Annotated in this window: 16 protein-coding genes and 1 riboswitch; of the genes, 1 reads left to right on the top strand and 15 read right to left on the bottom strand. The window is 43.2% G+C overall.

Going from position 1 to position 20074, the window contains the following annotated elements; genetic code table 11:
- Window positions 1-19 precede the first annotated feature (19 nt).
- The 6 genes from thrS to metA form a co-directional block, all read right to left on the bottom strand.
- On the bottom strand, window positions 20-1960 hold the full coding sequence (thrS, locus tag NSS82_RS09620) for a threonine--tRNA ligase (protein ID WP_036684469.1): 1941 nt from the start codon (window positions 1958-1960) through the stop codon (window positions 20-22).
- A 506-nt stretch (window positions 1961-2466) separates the two neighbouring features.
- Window positions 2467-2637, bottom strand: a complete 171-nt coding sequence (locus NSS82_RS09615; RefSeq protein WP_036684471.1) for a toxin-antitoxin system HicB family antitoxin — start codon at window positions 2635-2637, stop codon at window positions 2467-2469.
- A gap of 11 nt (window positions 2638-2648) precedes the next feature.
- Entirely contained in the window at window positions 2649-3491 is an 843-nt protein-coding gene (locus NSS82_RS09610; RefSeq protein WP_038569553.1) for an SPFH domain-containing protein, read from the bottom strand.
- Window positions 3492-3893: 402 nt separating this feature from the next.
- Window positions 3894-5030, bottom strand: a complete 1137-nt coding sequence (gene mqnC, locus NSS82_RS09605; RefSeq protein ID WP_036684474.1) for a cyclic dehypoxanthinyl futalosine synthase — start codon at window positions 5028-5030, stop codon at window positions 3894-3896.
- Window positions 5031-5658: 628 nt separating this feature from the next.
- The gene (locus NSS82_RS09600; protein WP_076103991.1) at window positions 5659-6831 is read right to left on the bottom strand and encodes a PLP-dependent transferase; all 1173 of its coding nucleotides are present in this window, start codon (window positions 6829-6831) and stop codon (window positions 5659-5661) included.
- 36 nt (window positions 6832-6867) lie between these two features.
- Window positions 6868-7788, bottom strand: a complete 921-nt coding sequence (gene metA / locus NSS82_RS09595) for a homoserine O-acetyltransferase MetA (RefSeq protein WP_036684477.1) — start codon at window positions 7786-7788, stop codon at window positions 6868-6870.
- A 115-nt stretch (window positions 7789-7903) separates the two neighbouring features.
- Window positions 7904-8033: riboswitch (SAM riboswitch) on the bottom strand.
- A gap of 396 nt (window positions 8034-8429) precedes the next feature.
- Between metA and corA the strand changes: the two genes are divergently transcribed.
- Window positions 8430-9365, top strand: a complete 936-nt coding sequence (gene corA, locus NSS82_RS09590; protein ID WP_038569550.1) for a magnesium/cobalt transporter CorA — start codon at window positions 8430-8432, stop codon at window positions 9363-9365.
- Window positions 9366-9451: 86 nt separating this feature from the next.
- Here corA and NSS82_RS09585 read toward each other — a convergent pair whose 3' ends face one another.
- The 9 genes from NSS82_RS09585 to NSS82_RS09545 form a co-directional block, all read right to left on the bottom strand.
- Window positions 9452-10468: an HRDC domain-containing protein gene (locus tag NSS82_RS09585; protein WP_076271963.1), complete on the bottom strand. Its 1017-nt coding sequence runs from the start codon at window positions 10466-10468 to the stop codon at window positions 9452-9454.
- 210 nt (window positions 10469-10678) lie between these two features.
- A complete protein-coding gene (locus tag NSS82_RS09580; protein ID WP_051491338.1) occupies window positions 10679-11560 on the bottom strand; it encodes an ROK family protein in 882 nt (293 codons plus the stop codon).
- 152 nt (window positions 11561-11712) lie between these two features.
- Window positions 11713-14439 carry a hypothetical protein gene (locus NSS82_RS09575; protein ID WP_076271938.1) on the bottom strand — a complete coding sequence of 909 codons (2727 nt, stop codon included), beginning with the start codon at window positions 14437-14439 and terminating at the stop codon, window positions 11713-11715.
- 13 nt (window positions 14440-14452) lie between these two features.
- Window positions 14453-15316, bottom strand: coding sequence for a copper amine oxidase N-terminal domain-containing protein (locus NSS82_RS09570; RefSeq protein ID WP_076101575.1), 864 nt, complete (start codon window positions 15314-15316; stop codon window positions 14453-14455).
- A 42-nt stretch (window positions 15317-15358) separates the two neighbouring features.
- Window positions 15359-17275 carry an Mbeg1-like protein gene (locus NSS82_RS09565; protein WP_076101574.1) on the bottom strand — a complete coding sequence of 639 codons (1917 nt, stop codon included), beginning with the start codon at window positions 17273-17275 and terminating at the stop codon, window positions 15359-15361.
- On the bottom strand, window positions 17275-18105 hold the full coding sequence (locus NSS82_RS09560; protein ID WP_076103994.1) for a hypothetical protein: 831 nt from the start codon (window positions 18103-18105) through the stop codon (window positions 17275-17277). The genes NSS82_RS09565 and NSS82_RS09560 overlap by 1 nt, the downstream gene beginning before the upstream one ends.
- Before the next feature lie 40 nt (window positions 18106-18145).
- Window positions 18146-19285 (bottom strand): Mbeg1-like protein, encoded by a 1140-nt coding sequence (locus NSS82_RS09555; RefSeq protein WP_076271937.1) that lies wholly within the window; start codon window positions 19283-19285, stop codon window positions 18146-18148.
- 95 nt (window positions 19286-19380) lie between these two features.
- Window positions 19381-19680: a WXG100 family type VII secretion target gene (locus tag NSS82_RS09550; protein WP_036684485.1), complete on the bottom strand. Its 300-nt coding sequence runs from the start codon at window positions 19678-19680 to the stop codon at window positions 19381-19383.
- A 46-nt stretch (window positions 19681-19726) separates the two neighbouring features.
- The gene (locus tag NSS82_RS09545; protein WP_162164277.1) at window positions 19727-20074 is read right to left on the bottom strand and encodes a WXG100 family type VII secretion target; all 348 of its coding nucleotides are present in this window, start codon (window positions 20072-20074) and stop codon (window positions 19727-19729) included.

The following is a 20074-nucleotide window of genomic DNA, read 5'->3' as shown; positions in this document are numbered from 1 at the left end:
TGTTGTTAATTACAAGAAATTAGGAAATCACACGATCAGCAATTTCCTGAGACAAGAGCTCAATCACTTCTTGAAGCGGCTTAGCTCCAATGTCGCCTTCCCCGCGTTTACGGATGGAGACCGTCTGAGCGTTCATCTCATTCTCGCCAACTACGAACATGTATGGCAGTTTCTCAAGCTGAGCTTCGCGGATCTTATAACCCAGCTTCTCATTGCGGAGATCTGCCTCAGCAGAGATACCACGGCGACGCAGCTTGTCTGTAACTTCCTTGGCATAATCGTCGAACGCTGTCGATACAGGAATTACTTTAACCTGCTGTGGAGATAACCAAAGCGGCAGCGAGCCCGCAAAGTTCTCTAACAGGAAGGCAACGAAACGTTCCATAGTACCCAAGATTCCGCGGTGCAGAACGACTGGACGGTGTTTTTGACCATCATCACCGATATATTCCAGTTCAAAACGTTCAGGCAGCAAGAAGTCGATTTGTACAGTAGACAGAGTCTCTTCTTTACCTAATACAGTTTTAATTTGCACATCAAGTTTAGGACCATAGAATGCAGCTTCGCCTTCTGCTTCGTAGAACGGCAGTCCTGCTTCCTCTACTACCTCACGCAACATCCGCTGTGCAGTTTCCCACATTTCGTCATTCGCATAATATTTCTCTGTATCCTTAGGATCACGATAGGACAACCGGAAACGGTAGTCATTAATACCAAAGTCACTGTATACCTGTTTAATCAATTCGATTACACGAATGAACTCGCCTTTAATTTGGTCCAGACGGCAGAAAATATGGGAGTCATTAAGAGTCATCGAACGTACACGGTGTAAGCCAGTCAATGCGCCTGACATTTCATAACGGTGCTGGATACCAAGCTCAGCAATACGGATCGGCAGATCACGGTAGCTGTGCATCGAGCTCTTATAAATCATCATGTGATGCGGGCAGTTCATTGGACGAAGAACAAATTCTTCATTGTCGATAGTCATCTTAGGGAACATATCCTCTTGATAGTGCTCCCAGTGTCCTGAAGTTTTGTACAGTTCAACATTACCCAGAACTGGTGTGTATACATGCTGATAGCCAAGACTTGCTTCCAGATCTACGATATAACGCTCCAGAATACTGCGCAATTTGGCACCCTTAGGCAACCAGATTGGCAAGCCTTGTCCTACCAATTGATTAAATGTAAAGATTTCAAGCTCTTTACCAAGCTTCCGGTGGTCGCGTTTCTTCGCTTCTTCAAGCAGGCGAAGATGCTCATCAAGCTGAGCTTTTTTAATCCAAGCTGTGCCGTATACGCGTTGAAGCATCTTATTCTTGCTGTCGCCACGCCAGTAAGCACCAGCTACATTCATCAATTTAAAGACTTTGATCTTGGCAGTCGACGGCACATGCGGTCCGCGGCATAGATCGAAGAATTCACCTTGTTCATAGATAGAAATCACGCTATCTTCAGGCAATGCCTCGATCAATTCCAGCTTGTAAGGATCACCTAGCTCACCGAAAATTTCAAGTGCTTCCTTGCGGCTAACTTCTTTGCGCACGATCGGCAGGTTCTCCGAAATTATGCGGTCCATTTCCTTTTCGATTTTGAGCAAATCTTCAGGATTTAGAGGATGTTCCAGATCCATATCGTAGTAGAAGCCATCTTCAATGACCGGACCTACACCAAGCTTAACTTCTTTTGTTCCGAACAAACGTCTGACAGCTTGAGCCATCAAGTGAGCTGTACTGTGACGCATAACCTCCAGACCTTCAGGTGAATCCAAAGTTACGATCTCTACCAGTGCGCCCTCTTCAAGGGGAGTAGATAAATCTACAACGATACCGTTCATTTTCCCCGCTGCTGCATTTTTGCGCAGGCCACTGCTAATAGAAGCTGCTACATCATCAATACTGCTACCCTCTGCGTATTCACGGACAGAACCGTCCGGAAGCTTAATACTTACTGACATTGCTAATTCCTCCTTCATATAATTAAGCCTAACGGCCCTTTAACCTTTGCGGAACAATAATATCCACGCACACAAAAAAACGCCCGTCCCGCAAAGGGACGAGCGATTACACCCGTGGTTCCACCCAAATTCGATTCTCTCTAGCCTCCCTTGAAACCTCAAGCGGAGTGAAGATAGAATCCTTCGTAAGCATGGAGTAACGACCATGAACCGGCAGTTCTTACTATCCCATTGCAGGGAGTTCAAAACGGCAGCTACAAAGGGGTAAATCGAAAGCAGGATGCCGGAGGAAATTTCAGCCTAAGTTTCCTCTCTCTGAACGGTCCAGAACAATCAACTCATATCTTCGTCAATGCTGTTAACGTGAATTATGGAGTAATTATAAATCTGTCCTCTCTGACAGTCAAGTCAGAAAAGGGCCCAAAATGATAGAAACTCAGGCAGAAGACACACATAAGGACTGTTCTGGCAGCCAATACATGGATGCCGAAACAGTCCTTTTGTGGTTATTCCTCTCGCCGTTTTTTTTCAGGTAAGCGGCCTGCACGTTTCAAAGACTCACGCAACAAGTATTCGATATGTCCGTTTACGCTGCGAAATTCCTCTCCCGCCCATCGTTCCAGCGCCTCATGCAGATCCGGATCGATCCGCAGTGGAAAGCTTTTCTTGGCCGCCATGATGCACCGCCTTAGTACAACGAGCCGGCGTTAATGACCGGACTCGCTCCGCGCTCCGACACGATCGCAACCATCAGATTATTGATCATCGCCGCTTTGCGTTCCTCATCAAGCTCAACTACGCCGCTTTCTTTAAGCTGTTTAATCGCCATATCGACCATGCCTACGGCGCCTTCAACAATGATTTGACGAGCGGACAGAATTGCAGATGCTTGCTGACGTTGCAACATTGTACTGGCAATTTCTGTGGAATAAGCCAAGTGTGTAAGCCGCGCTTCAATGACCTCTACACCAGATATCGACAAACGTTCTTGCAGCTCGGTTGCCAATTCTTTAGCAATCTCATCTGCATTAGCCCGCAGGGACATGCCCGATTCATTGAAGTTATCATACGGGTATTTACTGGCTACATGACGCAGCGCTGTTTCACTTTGGATTTCCACAAACGCCATATATTTATCTACATCAAAAAGCGCTTTTGCAGAGTTAATTACCTTAAATACGATAACTGCAGCAATTTCAATCGGATTACCTTCCACATCATTAACCTTCAGCTTGACACTGTTAAAGTTACGCACGCGGAGGGAAACCGTCTTGCGCAAACTGAACGGAATGACTGCAAACAAGCCACTTGTCACGATAGTCCCTACATATTGCCCGAAAAAGGTAACTACGACCGACTTATTGGGCTGCACAACCGTAAAACTTGTACATAGAACTCCAGCTACAACGAACAGAATGACTGGCACTGCGACATACTCCTGAACAGCACCATAAATTCCTCCAGCTAAACAAACTGCAATCAATGCGAGAACCCAAAATCCACTGACAGGACGAAGCGTTTTCTCTTTCATAAAAGCACCCCCACTAGATATTCTTTTGATATGATTATGATATCACTTCTGGATAATAATGTGAATAGGTAAAAAGAAATTAAAAATGCTTTTCTGTTCATATTTCATATACTGCAGCTCTATCGGACCCCACAGTCGCTATTGCGCTAAAAACCAGCCTATATAAGGCTCTTTTCAAGGATACCGTCGCTGGGGTCGAACACCTGCTCAAAAGACGCTGAATTTACGAATTAGGTCCACTGGGTCCATACGCCTAACGGATGATATAACAAGCGAAGATTCAGATGTGTTCTGCAATGAGGCTTGCTAATGATCGTAATCCTAACCTTACAAAAAAACGCTTGATGCTCATTAGTCCACTGAAGGATTAACAAGCATCAAGCGTTGATTAATTAATATATATTAGTTCTGCATTACAAAATCATTATCAATCTTCGCATTAGGATCATCGAACACCCGCAGAATATCATAACGTGTATTCCGCTGCGCTGGAACTTTGCCTGCTTCGCGAATCAGCTGAGTAATCGACTCGATGTTTACCTTGTAAGTCGCACCCGCCGAAGATACTACGTTCTCTTCAATCATTGTGCTGCCGAAATCGTTGCAGCCATATTGCAGGGAGAGCTTGCCGACCTCTGGTCCCATAGTGACCCATGAAGATTGGAAGTTCTTAATATTATCCAGCACAAGGCGACTGATCGCCACCGTCTTCAGATACTCCTCAGGCGTTTGTCTGTCCAGCTTCAGGTTGGTATTGTCCGGCTGGAATGTCCATGAGATAAAGGCCAAGAAACCTTCAGAATCATATTTGTTGGCAATACACTCATCCTGAGCCTCACGCACACGTAGTAAGTGCAAAGCACGTTCCTCCATACTTTCCCCAAGCCCAATCACCATTGTCGCTGTGGTATTCATACCCACTTTATGTGCCGTCTGCATTACATCCATCCACTCGCGCCACGAGCCTTTTAGTCGGCTGATTTTGCGGCGTGTACGGTCATCAAGAATTTCTGCGCCTCCGCCTGGCAATGAATCCAGACCCGCAGCATGAATTTCACGAACCACTTGTTCCAGTGGTAATCCTGATACTTCTTTCATCTTCATAATCTCCGCAGGAGAGAAGGAGTGCATTGTAATCTCAGGGAACCGTTGCTTAATTCCGCGCAGTATATCTGTATAGTAGCTAAATGGAAGGTTAGGATTAGTTCCACCTTGCATAAGAATTTCTGTACCATTAACAGCAATTGTTTCAGCAATTTTTTGATAAATCGCCTCATCTGGCAGCACATAGCCTTCATCCGAGCCTGGTCTGCGGTAAAAAGCGCAAAAACGGCAGTACACATCACATACATTCGTATAGTTAATATTACGGCCAATTACAAAAGTGGCTAACGGGTCCGGGTGCCAGCGTTCCATAATAGTGTTTGCAGCAGCACCCATTTTCTCAATTTCGTTGCTCTCGAATAGTCGGATGGTATCTTCCAATTGGAGACGGTCGCCCCGCAGGGCTTTATCCAAAATAAGATCTATCGCACTCATCGTTCGCATCCTCCTTTTAAACCCTTAGGGATATGGTAGATTCACAAAATCACAAGAAAAAATAACGTTGTCGTCCTTTAGAGATAACAACCGTTTCTCGTAGTAACATAAGGATAAAGTATAGTATGTAACTTATACCTTATATTTTAATAAATGAACAGTTCATTTCCTCATCGTATCACAATCTGAACAGCTTGAAAAACTTTTTACTTTCTCAGCAAGATACCATCCAGCAGAAAGAGTCCTTACATTGCTGCCTGCACCCGTTGAATCAAAATTCCCTGAGGCTGTCGGACACAGATGACGTTATTTGCAAGTTTTTAGCCTTTAGAGCATAGTTATGGACTCCAGTGATGCTATTCCATGAAAAGAGCCTCATGAAAGCTGTTTTTTAGCGCTATAGCTGCTGTGGAGGCCGTTAACATTCCAAATGTGTAATAATGCTGTATCTAAGGTCAGCTGTGTCCAATAGCGAAAAGTCCAAAAAGAAGAGCTACCCCAGCAGCCAATTCCCGGCTTATGAGACAGCTCTATTTCATCCTCAGTCTAACACCAGCTCTAAATCAACGGTGAGATAGATCCTCGATATTTCCCAGCAATTCGGTGCCGATCTGGGTTGCCGTTACTTTTACTTCGTTTCGATTTCCGCCCGCGCAGCCTCCAAAGCATGACCCAGATCAGCAATTAGATCCTCCGCATGTTCAATGCCCACCGAGAAGCGCAGCAACCGATCATCTACACCCACCGCATTCCGAATTTCCACAGGAATGTCCGCATGCGTCTGTACTGCAGGATAGGTCATTAGTGATTCAACCCCACCGAGGCTCTCCGCGAAGGCTATAAGCCGGATATGACGAAGCAGAGGTTCTACGTATCTGGCATCTTTTAATTTGAAAGAAAAAATTCCGGTATTGCCCGAGGACTGGCGATTCTGAATTTCATATCCCGGATGATCCGGCAGGCCTGGATGGAACACTTCCGCAATCGCCGGGTGCTCTTGTAGATAGCGGGCAATTGCTAGTGCATTACTCTCGTGCCGTTCCATACGCAGAGCCAGTGTCTTCATGCCTCTCATCAGCTGATAACTGTCTGTTGGCCCAAGCACAGCGCCAATAGAGTTATGTAGAATCGCTATTTCAGCGGATAATTCAGCCCCTTTAGATACAATAAGACCAGCAAGTACATCATTGTGTCCGCCCAAATATTTGGTAGCACTATGGACTACAATATCCGCACCTAATTCCAGAGGACGCTGGAAAAATGGAGTCAGCAGTGTATTGTCTACAATTGTGAGCAGCCCATGATGACGAGCCCAAGTAGCAACGGCTGCAATATCCGTAACCATCATCAAAGGATTCGTTGGCGTTTCAATAAATATCGCCTTTGTATTTGGAAGACGGGAAGCCTCAAGCGCATCCAAATCATTCGTATCTACATAGGAAGCAGTGATTCCAAACTTGGACATAATTCGTTCCAACAAACGATAGGTCCCGCCGTAAAGATCCAGCGAAACGATCAAGTGATCGCCTTGCCCAAACAGGGTAAATATGGTTTGAATAGCCGCCATCCCAGAGCTACAGGCAAAACCTGCATCACCAGACTCCAATTCCGCAGCCGCATTCTCCAGTACGGAACGGGTCGGACTTTTGGTACGGCTATAATCGAAACCTGTGCTCTGCCCAAGCTTCGGGTGACGGAATGCCGTAGCATTATAGATAGGAAAATTAATGGCTCCGGTAGCCGGATCTTCTTGTGAACCTATTTGTGCCAGTCTGCTTTCAATCCTAAGTTTGTCGTCCATGATAAATGCCTCCTAAATTATAATGTAGCGCTGATCTTAATAAACAATCGGGTCGATATCGTAAGGTGTCTCTTGATATACATAGTAATTGAGCCAATTAGAGAATAATAAGTTGGCATGTGCACGCCACACTGCAGGAGGTGTCCGTTCTGGATCATCTTTAGGGAAATAGTGTTTCGGCAAGGCCATCTCCATGCCCCTCTCCAAATCACGATCATATTCCCATTTCAGGGATAGAGGATCGTACTCGGAATGTCCGGTCACAAATATTTGTTTGCCGTCGGTCGTAGCTACTAGATACATACCAGCTTCTTCGGATTCTGCCAGAATCTGCAGATCTGGATTGCTCTCAATATCTTCGCGGGAGACATCGGTATGACGGGAATGCGGTACATGGAATACCTCGTCAAAACCGCGCAGCAATTTAATGTTATTTTGATTAATCGTATGGGAGAATACACCAAAACATTTTTCAGGCAATGCCACTTTGCGAACACCAAAATGATGATATAACCCTGCCTGTGCCGCCCAACAGATATGCATGGTCGAGGTCACATTATCCTTGCTCCATTCAAAAATCTCTTTTAGCTCTTCCCAATAGGATACTTCCTCAAACTCCATTTGCTCTACGGGTGCTCCTGTAACAATAAGGCCATCCAAACGGCGGTGGCTGATCTCGTCAAAAGTTTTGTAAAAGCTTCTCAAATGCTCAGCAGAAGTATTCTTAGAAGTATGTGAGCGTGGATGCAGCAAGGTAACATCAACTTGCAGCGGTGAATTTCCTATTAAACGCAGCAATTGAGTCTCCGTCGTTTCTTTAGTCGGCATGAGATTCAGAATAGCAATCCTTAGTGGACGGATATCCTGATGGAAAGCCAAACTTTCATCCATCACAAAAATATTTTCTCCGGATAGTACTTCTTTTGCTGGTAAACTGTCGGGAATTTTAATTGGCATTGTCTTTCCACTCCTTAACTGTATTTAGGTTATGTTGTCACATCGCGGCTTTCTGAACAATAAAAAGACCTTTCTCGGAAAACGAGAAAGGTCATATCTACAGTCATATGCGCCTCTCTCATCTGCCAGAAACTTTTGGACGGGGTTTAGTCGTCAGCAAAGTTCCGCAAGAATTAGCACCGTGCGTTCACACGCCGGTTGCCGGGTTTCATAGGGCTAGTCCCTCCACCTGCTCTTGATAAGATTTAGCTGTATTCAATTAAATTTCTTTAAAATTTACTTTAAATCATGAACCTCCTTTTCGTCAAGTCCATACAATGCTGAAGTAGCCTTAAAGTAACAATAAATTTGCTTGAAAGAGGCATACTCCGTTGTTATACTAGACAAGTATTTCATACCTGAACGAAAAGAAGAGGTGAGAAGAAGAATGGAAGGCGACCCGAGCTCGCAATTAAGTGTACAAAATGAGCAACCACACAGGATAATCATCAGCTTGCCGGCGGCGGGAGCAGTTCTTCTTCATGCCCTCGAATCGTCATTCGGCCTCTTGTATTGATTGTAACGCCGGCCAAGCTGATTTTTTCTCTGTGCTTAATTAGCAGTCCCTGGTGAAGACCCGGGGATAGAAGGAGTGGAATCAGATGAAAATCCGGCTGGTGAATGCAGGGGTTTTTACACCTATTGATGAAATTGATGAAACATTGACACCCCCAACAGAAGGGTTCTATTGGATTGATGCAGATGTGGAGGATTTGGAGCTGCTTCAGCCCCTGTTCAACCTGCATGATCTCGCTGTTGAGGATTGCCTTAGTGAAGAGGATCAACGTCCAAAGATCGAAATATACGAAAGTCATTACTTTATTGTTGTAAACAGCATCCGCTTTGATGATGAGGAAATTTTCCTGCGGGCACTCAATATATTCTTGGGCAGACATTATATTATTACTGTAACGAAACAAAAGATCCACGAGCTGCGCATCCTGAAGCCCATGTTATGGGAACAAGAGGTTAGCGAACCTGACCAATTCCTTTACCTGCTTATTGACCTTGTCGTAGATAATTATTTCTCCGTAGGTGACCGAATTGAAGCCCGGATTGAGAAGCTTGAAGAGGATATTCTAATGCATACCAAGAAATCTCATCTGAGTGAGATTATCGGTCTGCGAAGTGAAATCTTATGGTTAAAGAAGATGCTGGGACCACAGAAAGAGGTTATCAATACCCTGAACAAAAAAGACCTCCGTCTGATTGATGATCAGCTGCAGAAATATTTTAGCGACATTTATGAAAATGCAGTTAAAATATCAGAAACTTTTGAGACGTACCGCGATCTCATGGGCAACTTACGTGAGGCCTACCAATCCAGTATCGCCAACCGCGCCAATGAAATTATGAGAGTATTTACCGCGATTACAACGATATTCATGCCTTTGACCGTAATCACCGGAATCTATGGGATGAACTTTGATCATATGCCTGAATTGCATACGAAATACGGTTATTTTGCCGTGATAGGTCTAATGTTGACGTTAGGCTGTGGGATGCTGTATGTATTCCGCAAGAAAGAATGGCTATGAAAATAAACGGACGAATAGGTAAGACGAAGGCCCTTTAACCCTATGGTGTAAGGAAGCCTTCGTCTTTTTGATATGAGAAAAAGCTACTAGAAACTGGTCGCCATGTCCACTTTAGGAGCTTGCTCCCGCCGGAAACGAATGCGCATCAGACGTAGACGTTCATAATAGCTATCCAGCCCTTCTGCTGCTGAAAAATCCTCCCCATACACCTTATGCAGCACTGGCTTTAGAAAAAGATCTCCTGCCTCTACATAGGCATTCCATATCGCTTCCTGCTCATTCTGCGGCACATTTTTCAGTTCTACCTCGATCAGTTTCTCCACGCAATAACCTTCTCTTTCCAGCTCCTCTACCGCTTCAATCAGTTCGCGACGGTTCACTCCACTGTTCACCTTAAGCTGTTCTAACCCTAACCCATTCTCGATCCCTTGCAGCAGAATTCGCCGTAATCGCAGTCTTTCTAGCTGTTTCTTATATTTGACCTCTTTCTGTTTATAGAGCCAGGATACAAAAGAGTCCTCCTCAATTTCTTGGTGTACCCAATTCAAAGGAAAGGAATGTTCCCTTGCAGCCGTAGAGGTTATAGCCAACCAATCCGTACCATATTGGGCTACCTTTCCTTCCCCTACACCAGGGATCTGCAGCAGCTCCTCTGGTGTATGCGGCAAGAAAGTGCTTATCAAACGTAACAAACGATTGCTGGCAAGAATGTAAGGGGCTTTCCGTTCACTAGAAGCTCGGCTGCGGCGCCAAGCACATAACTCCTCATAAATAGCTTCGTTCCCATTATATTCACTGTAATATTGCAGCCTTAGCTGCTCCTGATTGCGCCCAGTAAGGCCGTCTTCTTCATGAAATACGCCATCAATCAACGGCCGATAGCCATCCCCCATCTTCACCGCCAGCTCATGCCTGTAAACACAGAGCATTTCATTCCAAGAACCACCCGCATACCACAAATGCTCCTGCGTCTCCTCACCGTCTGAAAAATCACGCCAGCCCAGGCTCCACACTCCTTCTTCCTCTCCAATCCATAGCTGAGCGAACACCTCTTGATCCACCCCAGATATTCTGGATAAGCGATTCATAAATACAATTTGCATATTCATCCCTGCCTTTCTAGTCTTCAGCAAGCACTATACCTACCGGGTCTGAACTACTCTTCGCTGGTGTGAATCCCACACTGTCAGACTCGGAAAACGTAAAAAAGCACCACTCTCACGATAAACGTGAAAGAGGTGCTCCCTCATTAAATGCTATACTGTTAGATCCTACAATACCATATATTTCCTAACAGTCAATATCTTTTTATACTAGTTTCTTGCCAAAGCTAAGGTTGCCAGTCCAATCGCACCTGCAAGTCCTGCATTATCTCCAAGCTGCGGTGGCACAACGTAATTATCAATATCGGTATTGAGCGCTGGATGCTGAACATAACCTTTAAGCAGCTCCTGCAGCTTGGTACGGATTAGCGGGAACAAGTGGCTTTGCTTCATGACCCCACCGCCCATTACGATTTTTTCGGGAGACAGAATCAGCACGTAATTCATAAGTGCATGTGCAAGATAATGAGCTTCCATATCCCAAGCTGGATGGTCAACAGGCAGCTCGCCTGCTGGTTGTCCCCAGCGTTTGCCAATCCCCGGACCTGCGGCTAACCCTTCAAGGCAATCGCCATGATAAGGGCAGTAGCCCTCAAACGTGTCCTCTGGATGTCTGCGAACTAGAATATGTCCCATCTCAGGATGAGACAATCCATGCACCATCTGACCTCCAACAACTGCTCCCGCTCCAATACCTGTCCCAACCGTAATATAAAGGCAGCTGTCCAGACCTTTAGCCGCTCCCCATTTACTTTCCGCAAGCGCTGCACCATTCACATCCGTATCAAAACCGATCGGCACGTTAAATTGCTCAGCCATTGTGCCTACCAGATTATATTGTCCCCAGTGAGGTTTTGGTGTCGTTGTTATGTAACCATAAGTAGGGCTGTCCAGCACGGGATCAATCGGTCCAAACGATCCAATACCAAAAGCTTCTACATTCTTCCCATTAAAATAGTCGATTACGAGTCCCATCGTTTCTTCCGGTGTTGTTGTCGGAAAGCTAACTCGGTCCAGAATGGTACCGTCCTCATAACCAATCCCGCATACAAACTTCGTTCCGCCTGCTTCAATCGCTCCTAATAACTTCATAGCAACTATCTCCCTTCTCCAATAAGCAATAATCCGCCATCCAGTGTGAAAATAAAAAACAATCAACAGCCCTTATTATACGTTGGATGAAGCGCTATCACAATAATAAAACTCCCTTCATGCTATTTTGCATGAAGGGAGACTATTGTTGTTTAATTATTTAAGTCATCAAACATAGAGCCTTTTACCATAACCTCAATTTGATCCAGCGGCTTAATGCCGACAAGCTTGCCCAGTGATTTGTATGCGTTGGTACTCTTGGAGAGCTCCACATCTGCCAACCAAGCCTTAACATAGTACTTCCCATCTGGCATTTCAGCTGTAGTATAGACAGGAATATGGTCCTTATTAATCGTAATCGTCACCGTAGACTTTTCCGTGATCTTGTACATATTCTGATTCAAGCCCACATATTCACGGTATTTGAAATTGTCGAAGCTTCCCAGTGTACTAGACTGTGAGTAACCCTCTAATATATTCTTCCAGAATTCATGGGTGCCATTATCACTTTCTCTTTCTTGTGAATATGGGATCTCTTCCACATCTTTAGTAAAGCTGTTCTCCACCGTCAACAATTTCGCATCATTCACTCCGGTGTTATCCTCTACGGATAAAGCTGCTGGCTTTCTTGCAAAGTTATTCCCGTTTTTGCTCAGTGGTTCATTCCGCAGATTGACCGCAACTTTATCATTATTGATATACATAAGATCAGTTTCATATCGGAAAGAATTCGTAAGTTCCTCAACAAGATCCTTATGGTCCTTCGTGTCTTTATCCGTATCTTTAAACGTAACTGTCTCCAGTGTAAAGGTATACGTTCCAACAGGATTAAAATAATATCCGGATTTAATCGGATAATCATACCCTTGAAGTTGCTTATCCGTCGCAAACACGGCGGTATCATAATTAGATTTGTCGTTAAGCATTTTTTTAGCGGTAGCTCTGGCTTTCTTATAAGCTTGAGCCATGCTATTCTCTACCTTCCAACCGATGTCTCCGCTTGCCTGTTGTGTGAAGATTCGTTCGAATTGCCCCTTTACTTTCGTCCAATCCTGTAAGTTCTTATTCTCATCTTCATGAGCCATCCAGCGGATTACATTATAATTGTAAGGCTCACTTGTCCAGAGGAGCTTTCGAATCAAAGAATCCGCTTTATTCTTGTCTATTGAATTCTTGTACAGCTTAGGTGCTATTTGTTTGGCCCCGTTATAAATATAGGTCCGAATGGTTTTGACATCCTCACCTGGTGTAAACGGAGCTGAAGTGCTGCCGCTCTCCGTATACGTTTGACAAGATTCAACATCTTTACCTTGCCCGTTCTTAGTTGTGCTGCACACCTGATAATTACGAGTGAAATTTCTGCTCACAGTACCCTGGAAACTGATATTACCTGACTTTTGATTAGGTGTATACGGAGCCGGATTAATGTACCACTTACCGTTAACAGGATCATCACCAAAATCAGGACGCTGCAGACTAGCTATGATGTCAGGTTGCCTAACTATAGTACTGGCGGCATCGTTAACCAGCGGATTATTCTCCACACGGAAATAACGATAGATAGTATCCGAATTATTGATTACTTCCAAAGCGCCTGTAGCATTCCCACTCCAAGTAAAATCAGAATATTGCGGTTGTAGAACAGCCTTTATAGCAGCACCATCGGCTAACCCGAATTTCACTTTTTTCGATAACACATTATAATCCAGATCGAAGGAGCCTTTAGTTGTTGGCATCGAGTTGACCTTCTTAATCCATCCGTAAATCTCATTATTTCCGTAAAAGACTTCATTAGGTGACTTCAGCCTGTTCAGATTAAACTGGATGTATACGTCCTCATCAGGCATTGTAAATGTCGCGAAAAGAATATTGTCAGCCGTATTAGCCGCAAGCATAATTTCACCTGCTAACGTTGACGCATGACCATGGTATCTTACAGGGATTTCCTTTCCGTTACTCGTGATCTTCCAAGCGTAATCTGTTGTTTTCTGCGTGGCGAAGCTGGATCTGAGTCTGATTCCAACGGTTACCTCTTGTCCAGCTACCGCGCCGGTTGGCAAAGTTTCGAAATGAGGGGATAAATCATTTACCTGCAAAATAAACGGTGCGATAGGAATGCCTAAGTAAGTAATATTTCCATTGGAACCTTGGATGTAAATCCTCCCTGATCCCCAAGACAGATAGGTAGGCGGTTGCAAGACGTGAACATAATCTATCCATCGCCCTCCCTTAGACGGTGTAGTATTCTGAGTGTATACAACCCTGTCTTTATACTCCTTGTCTTGATTGTTATAGATGAACCGTTCATATTTCTTACCGGCATAGCTCAGGTTTAGTCCAGTAAGAATCGCCTGCTCAAAAGTCCCGCCGGAATTTGCTAGATACTCAATATCCCGACCTACAAATGCATCAAAATCATTTTTTCTAATTTTGTAGCTTGATTTTACGCCAGAGTCCTTCCAAGGTTCCTTAATCATATTAAAATTCTGAATTTGAATCCCGCTCCATCCAGCATACCATGGAGCTCCCTCAGTTGAGACCGAGTCCCCATCAATCGAATACCCGGAAAAAGCAAACATATTGCTATGCTCCAGCCATTCATGATTTCCACCATAAACAATCTCAAAATTACTATTGTTAGATTTTATCTGGTTTTGCAACAAATCCTCTCTTAACTTTCCTTTATTAGTCTCCATTGTGTAATAATTAGATTTTTTATAGAGCTCCGCCATATCTTTATTGATCTTCTCGATAACAGCTGTCGCTGTTTTTGGAAGATTGTTAGATGTATCATTCACTGACTCTTCAGAGAAAACTGAAGAAGCTATAGATTGGAATAAGAATATTGTCACTATACTAAGCCATATCAATTTTTTCATACCCTCACCTCACCTACTTCGGCCATACTGCGATTCCTATATCCCCCATACCAGGAGAGTCTACATCAATTTTATAATCTTTGCTTTGGAAGACTTTATAATCTAGCTCATCCATTCTTTTTGTTTTTGTTCTAACATACTTCATAATCGAATCTACGACATCGCCCTCAATGTTTTGTCTAAGAATATTCTCCGCTTCCTTCGCTTCCAGTGCAGGGTCAGAGCCTATATTAGTAAATGTAATTGTGATTTGAAAAAGATACTGACCTGCTTTCCGATCATCATTGTTGTATACTGTCAGCTGTGAATCGGTAATATAAGTCGACTCTAGATTGGCCCCCAATTGAGTATACGGGATTTCAAACCCATGAATCGTTACCGTCTTCGCTCCATTCGTTGATTCTCCCGTAGCAGGCTTATCAGAGGTAGCTATTTCACCTGAAGGAGTAGTGATGTAGACCGTCTTCACAGCATCATCCCATTTCACGTTTACACCGAGTCCTTCATATACAAATCGAAGTGGGACAAAGGTTCTTGACTGTTTGAACAATGCTGCCGTGTCCATTTGTTTTGTTTTTCCATTGAGCTCATAACTCTTTTTCCCGATATAGACACCCATTGTTTTGCCTTCAAGCGAGATTGTTGCCTTTTTGGCCTTACTGTCCCATAACACCTTAGCTCCAAGCGCTTCACTTATAAAACGCACGGGTAGCTGTACTCTTTGCTGCGCATCGATAAAAGGCTGGGCGTCTGGAAAAATAACTTTTTCTCCATTTACTACTACCCTCAATGGAAGACTTGCTGCAAAACCTGAAAATGCAGAAGTCATCAGGGATACCATTAGTAATAAAAGTAGAGAACTGATTAATTTTTTCATATAATTACTCCTCTCAATTTATCTTTCTATTTCCTGATATAATTAGTTAAGATGTATTGTGGTAGTACTTGCACGGGCAGCTGCAACAATTTTGGATTCAATCTCTCGATATTTTGTAACTGTGTATCTTAAACCTGCAGTTTTTCCGTTAATCGCTGTTGTTACACGATTTTTCTGTGTCCGGACTTCATTGCTTAAACGTTGAACTTCTCTTAATTGAGCTTGAACATAAGATTCACTGTAAGTCCTGCCCACGTTAGAACTGACTCCAGAAGCTATAGATAATATCCTCTCGACGGCTTCAGCAATGCTCTCTTCCTTACGCACCAGACTTTTCTGCAGGCTCTCCAGTTTATCCATATTCGCCAAAATCTTGGCTCCTTGAATGACACTAGCAGATGCAACTGCAATCTTCGTTATGGTTTTCGTTACGGTCGATTTGACTTTGCTGATCGCTGAATCTTTAATCGTGCGTACGCCAGCGATAAATTCTTCCTTAGTTTTCTTAATTTTAGATTTTACACTTTGGAATATATCCCCCATTTTCTTCATTGCTTTGTCTTTTACACTAATCCAATATTCCTTCTGAGCTTCAATATACTGAATGGCATTCTCTACAAAACGATTAAAGCCCTCTTTTAATTTCGTCATAAAATCAGAGACTGCGTGCTTTACCTTTTGTGAAAACTCCTCAATTTTATCACCGATCAAATTAGTCACTCGGACAGCTTCTGTCACCATATTCGTTACAAATTCAACACTTTGATTATAAAAGGAGACCACTCTCTCCTTGATATCCTCCACCTTTTGCTCAATCCAGGGAATCACACTGTCAATTACAAAACCAATCACATAAAGCGCAACCAGAGCTTTTATAGTGACAACGAGCGCAGCTAACGCTGCAGTAATCGCCGCAGTAACAACTGCAACGGGCCCAACAGTCACCATTAAAAGCCCAACTACGGCTATTCCCGCAAACGCTAATGGCCGCAGATCTACTTCCCCATCCAATACTTTAAAAATCCCTTCAACCAATGCTTCCTTTAGTGGCCCCGGCACAATTTCTAAACCAACTGTAATATTATGCACAAGGTTAGGAACCAAAGCCCGAGTCTGTGACTCTGAACGTTGAAAAGACTCATTGTTCCCGTCGATCTTCAGTGAGAATAAGGAATGATGTGGCAGCACGGTATTCCTTTCAGATTCAGTATCAATGTAAATACCTGCTGATGGATTTTGAAATAAGGCCGGAACGATGTCATTTTTATTTCTGAACTCTTTAATTTTGTCATTCTCATTCAATTCATCTATAGTGGCCCTGTGTTTATCAAGCAAGGTTCCATTAAATCCCGGTGCATTAAACGTTGATGCGGAAGTTAGTTGATTCCGTAAATTCTCAGGTAATATAAAAGAGGAATATAGGGCTAGATTACCTCCTAGCGAGTGCCCAGTCAGAAACAATTCATAACCCGCATCTATTTTGAAATTATCCATATATTCTTTAGCTTCCGCCTGTTGTAAAGATTCAAGGGCATATGCAGTTGTTCCGTTGTTTTTCCAGTCATTATGGTAAAGCGGGTTATCCATTGGTTCACTACCCCGGAACGCCGCTACCTTTGCCCCGTTCTTGGTATCTACTGTAAATGCAACAAAACCTGATTCCTCTTTTTTATTATGAGAGACGATATTGGAGATTTCCCAATTCTGATAATCAGATATATTCATCTGCTCTATGAGATCATTCCACTGCTTGTATTCTTTGACTCCGTTAAGATCGTCAGGAAAGCGTTCTTTTAATTGTTGCTGACCTGCGGGAGAAGCGTAGAAGTTGAGAACTTCGCCGAGAGTGATTTTTTTATATAATGCATATGTTTTTTCCAAATCCTTAATGTTGAGTATATCTAAATAAACAAGTTGCGAGATCTGCTTTAACTCTACCTCTGTAAGCGTATCGTCCATTACAATCCCCCTCTTTGTTCCATTCTTTTTATTCTGTCCTCTTTCCATATATCAAAGAATTCTCTAATCTTGTCTTGAGATTCTACAATCTTTCCATCAACTCCTAATTTGAATCCAGCCATTGTAACTATATTAATAATTCCTGTTTTTTTAGTTTCGTCACTAAAATATATGTCAACACTTTCCTCTGCCTTTTTGACCTCTTCTAATCGACCATAGGCCTCTGGAGTGAGGTATCCTATCCCTATCAGACTACTCACATATTTATTTTCTGCTAGTATTTTTGCAAAATCCATATATTTTCTCATTTCTGCCTCTTGGTCCATATCTCCATTACCATCAACATAGTTATCACTATTTAAATAGACTGAAATCACCAGCGTATTCGTTGGATATAACTTCAGAAATTGCTCGTAGGAAATCTTTGTATCGTTATGCTTGGGGTAAACCAACCCCGTTTCGTTGGCAACGATAATTTTACTGTCAGGCCAAATGCTAGCAGCGATTGCTTGAATCATTGGTTCGTCTTTTTTTGCTACCACCTGGTTTAAATAGTTGTCATACACCTTTTCCAAATCCTTCGTGATTTCCACCCGTACATTAATCGTGTCATCCTTCTTAGGATGCACAGTCGCCTTCAATGTATTGTTGTTCATCGTTCCCCAACCGCCGCCTATGCCATCAAGGATGAATTCCTCGCCATACTTTTCCTGCAAGGAGCTCAAAATTTTCTTTTCACTTTTCTCCTCTCTAGAGCCACATCCCATAAAGCTGAACATTGATAATATCAACATCAGAGTCAACACCTTCCTTGTATAAATCTTTTTCATGCTGGCTTCACTCCTTTTTGATGGCGATTCCAGTTAGTAATCAGAACTCAAAATCCAGCTTCAATTCTGGAAATTTGAGCATTTGATTCATGGTTGTTTCAACCACCTTATCGAGATGTAATGTCATTTGGTTCGTTAGTTTCTCCATACGTTCCATGAGGGCATTTGTCAGTTTATTCAACCATTCCTCTACATGGTCCATCAGCTTATCCCCTACCGGACTGCAAATCAGCAGGATGGATAAGACAGCTTGCGTGATTTCATTAAGCTCTTCTGCTATTCCCGCTGCCTCTAGCATGGCTGCTTCAGATAGTTGTTCAAATTTCGCACGGATGTCATCGAATAAGAAGGATTCCGGAATATTATTCATTTCGGTTCTCCACTCGCTGAACTTCGCATCCAACATTCGTTCATATTTGTGGGCAATTTCAATCAGTGCACCTCGCACTTTTCCTACATCCAACTGATCTATTAAGGTAAATATCACGTAACCCAAATGATCCGATGCAGATTCTGTTAGTCCGACGGTATCCCCAAATCCACTCATAACAGCATCAAAAACAGGCGTATGCTCTTCCGTTAGGATATTAATCTTGGATAGCAAAGCATAGGCATTCCCTTTTTCACCTATAATCACATTCCCCTCAGAGTCAAAGGTATAGCGCTGCCAAAGCGAATCAGGAATTAGAAATTCCGTTTCTTCTATACCCGATTTAGCAAATACAATCTCTTCGTTGTGTTTGCCTAACGCGGATACAAGACTGTTATAAGCCACAATATTTTTAACCTGAAGCTTCCCCCTTTGCTCCGCAGTCAGAATGTTTACTATACCTGGTGCGTCGAATACCACACCACCAATCCCCTCATTAACCGCTGCTGCATAAAGAGCTAAGGCACCGCCCATGGAATAACCAGTAACCTGGCAATCCTTCTCCCCTTTGTTTTTTAATAAAAATCTTGATGCTTCCTCCGGCATGCTGCTCTGACCGCTTAACAGAGACTGCAGATCCGCAAGCCAATCTTTTCCTTTATATGTAAAGATAATTAATCTATCATCATGCTCATCTCTATAGGCATAGGCTGCTGCACCAGCAAAAGTCAGACTATCCGTCAGTTCGAGACCGTCTGCTGCTTCTACAACTGATGCCAGTGTTATGTATTGTTGTTCGGTCAGCTTCACTTACAGATCCCCCCAAATAAATTCACTTCATACTTACTTAAAATCATACTAACAAGGCAGATAGCTCAAAATCTGCCTTGTTATGTATGCCAGCATTATTTTCCACGCAGTTTACTTGCCATTTCTTGCTCGGCTTGTTGCTTGATGTTAGCAATTTGCGTTAGGTTCTTACTGATGTTCTCTACACAGAGAACCATTTCCTTAAAACTAGGCATAAGTCCATCGAATTGTTGTATAAAAGCAGTTTGTGATTCTCCTTGCCACCAACCGCTAACAGCATGAATTTCAGATTGCAATTGTTTGATAAGAGTATCTGCATTGTTTGCTTTGGTTTTAATAGACTTAGCTACACCTAGTGCCTGATCCGGATTAAATGTAAGATTGTTTCCCGCCACATTATTCACCTCCTTTCAAAGCATTTCTATCTCAACACCCCTGTCATTACTTCTGGCTTTGCTTTTGCTTTTCTAATTGCTTTTGTTTCAGTGCCTCTTGCGCCGCCTTCTCTGCTAGTCTTCGCTTTTCTTCTCTTTCCTGTTCAGCACGGATCACTTCTGAAGCCACTCTTTGGACCCCACTTTCGAGCCTATCCAGCATTGTAAGCAGGGTCTTCATTTCGCTATCCAGCTCGTTGTATTCACTTTGAAATGCTTTAGAAGCCGTACCGGTCCAATAGCTGGCCGATTGTGTATAATCACTTTGCAGTTTTTTTGAAGTACTGTTCACTTCATTGATTAGACTATGGATTTGTGAAGCGTTTCCCCTGATTTCTGATGGACTAACTGACAC

It is taken from the genome of Paenibacillus sp. FSL H7-0735 (assembly GCF_038008505.1).
Classification (GTDB): Bacteria; Bacillota; Bacilli; order Paenibacillales; family Paenibacillaceae; genus Paenibacillus_AQ; species Paenibacillus_AQ odorifer.
This window is presented reverse-complemented; position numbering and strand designations above follow the sequence as displayed.

Bases quoted from the DNA above. Each gene is read 5' to 3' on its own strand.
- thrS (WP_036684469.1), bottom strand. From the start codon at position 1,960: ATGTCAGTAAGTATTAAGCTTCCGGACGGTTCTGTCCGTGAATACGCA.
- NSS82_RS09615 (WP_036684471.1), bottom strand. From the start codon at position 2,637: ATGGCGGCCAAGAAAAGCTTTCCACTGCGGATCGATCCGGATCTGCAT.
- NSS82_RS09610 (WP_038569553.1), bottom strand. From the start codon at position 3,491: ATGAAAGAGAAAACGCTTCGTCCTGTCAGTGGATTTTGGGTTCTCGCA.
- mqnC (WP_036684474.1), bottom strand. From the start codon at position 5,030: ATGAGTGCGATAGATCTTATTTTGGATAAAGCCCTGCGGGGCGACCGT.
- NSS82_RS09600 (WP_076103991.1), bottom strand. From the start codon at position 6,831: ATGGACGACAAACTTAGGATTGAAAGCAGACTGGCACAAATAGGTTCA.
- metA (WP_036684477.1), bottom strand. From the start codon at position 7,788: ATGCCAATTAAAATTCCCGACAGTTTACCAGCAAAAGAAGTACTATCC.
- corA (WP_038569550.1), top strand. From the start codon at position 8,430: ATGAAAATCCGGCTGGTGAATGCAGGGGTTTTTACACCTATTGATGAA.
- NSS82_RS09585 (WP_076271963.1), bottom strand. From the start codon at position 10,468: ATGCAAATTGTATTTATGAATCGCTTATCCAGAATATCTGGGGTGGAT.
- NSS82_RS09580 (WP_051491338.1), bottom strand. From the start codon at position 11,560: ATGAAGTTATTAGGAGCGATTGAAGCAGGCGGAACGAAGTTTGTATGC.
- NSS82_RS09575 (WP_076271938.1), bottom strand. From the start codon at position 14,439: ATGAAAAAATTGATATGGCTTAGTATAGTGACAATATTCTTATTCCAA.
- NSS82_RS09570 (WP_076101575.1), bottom strand. From the start codon at position 15,316: ATGAAAAAATTAATCAGTTCTCTACTTTTATTACTAATGGTATCCCTG.
- NSS82_RS09565 (WP_076101574.1), bottom strand. From the start codon at position 17,275: ATGGACGATACGCTTACAGAGGTAGAGTTAAAGCAGATCTCGCAACTT.
- NSS82_RS09560 (WP_076103994.1), bottom strand. From the start codon at position 18,105: ATGAAAAAGATTTATACAAGGAAGGTGTTGACTCTGATGTTGATATTA.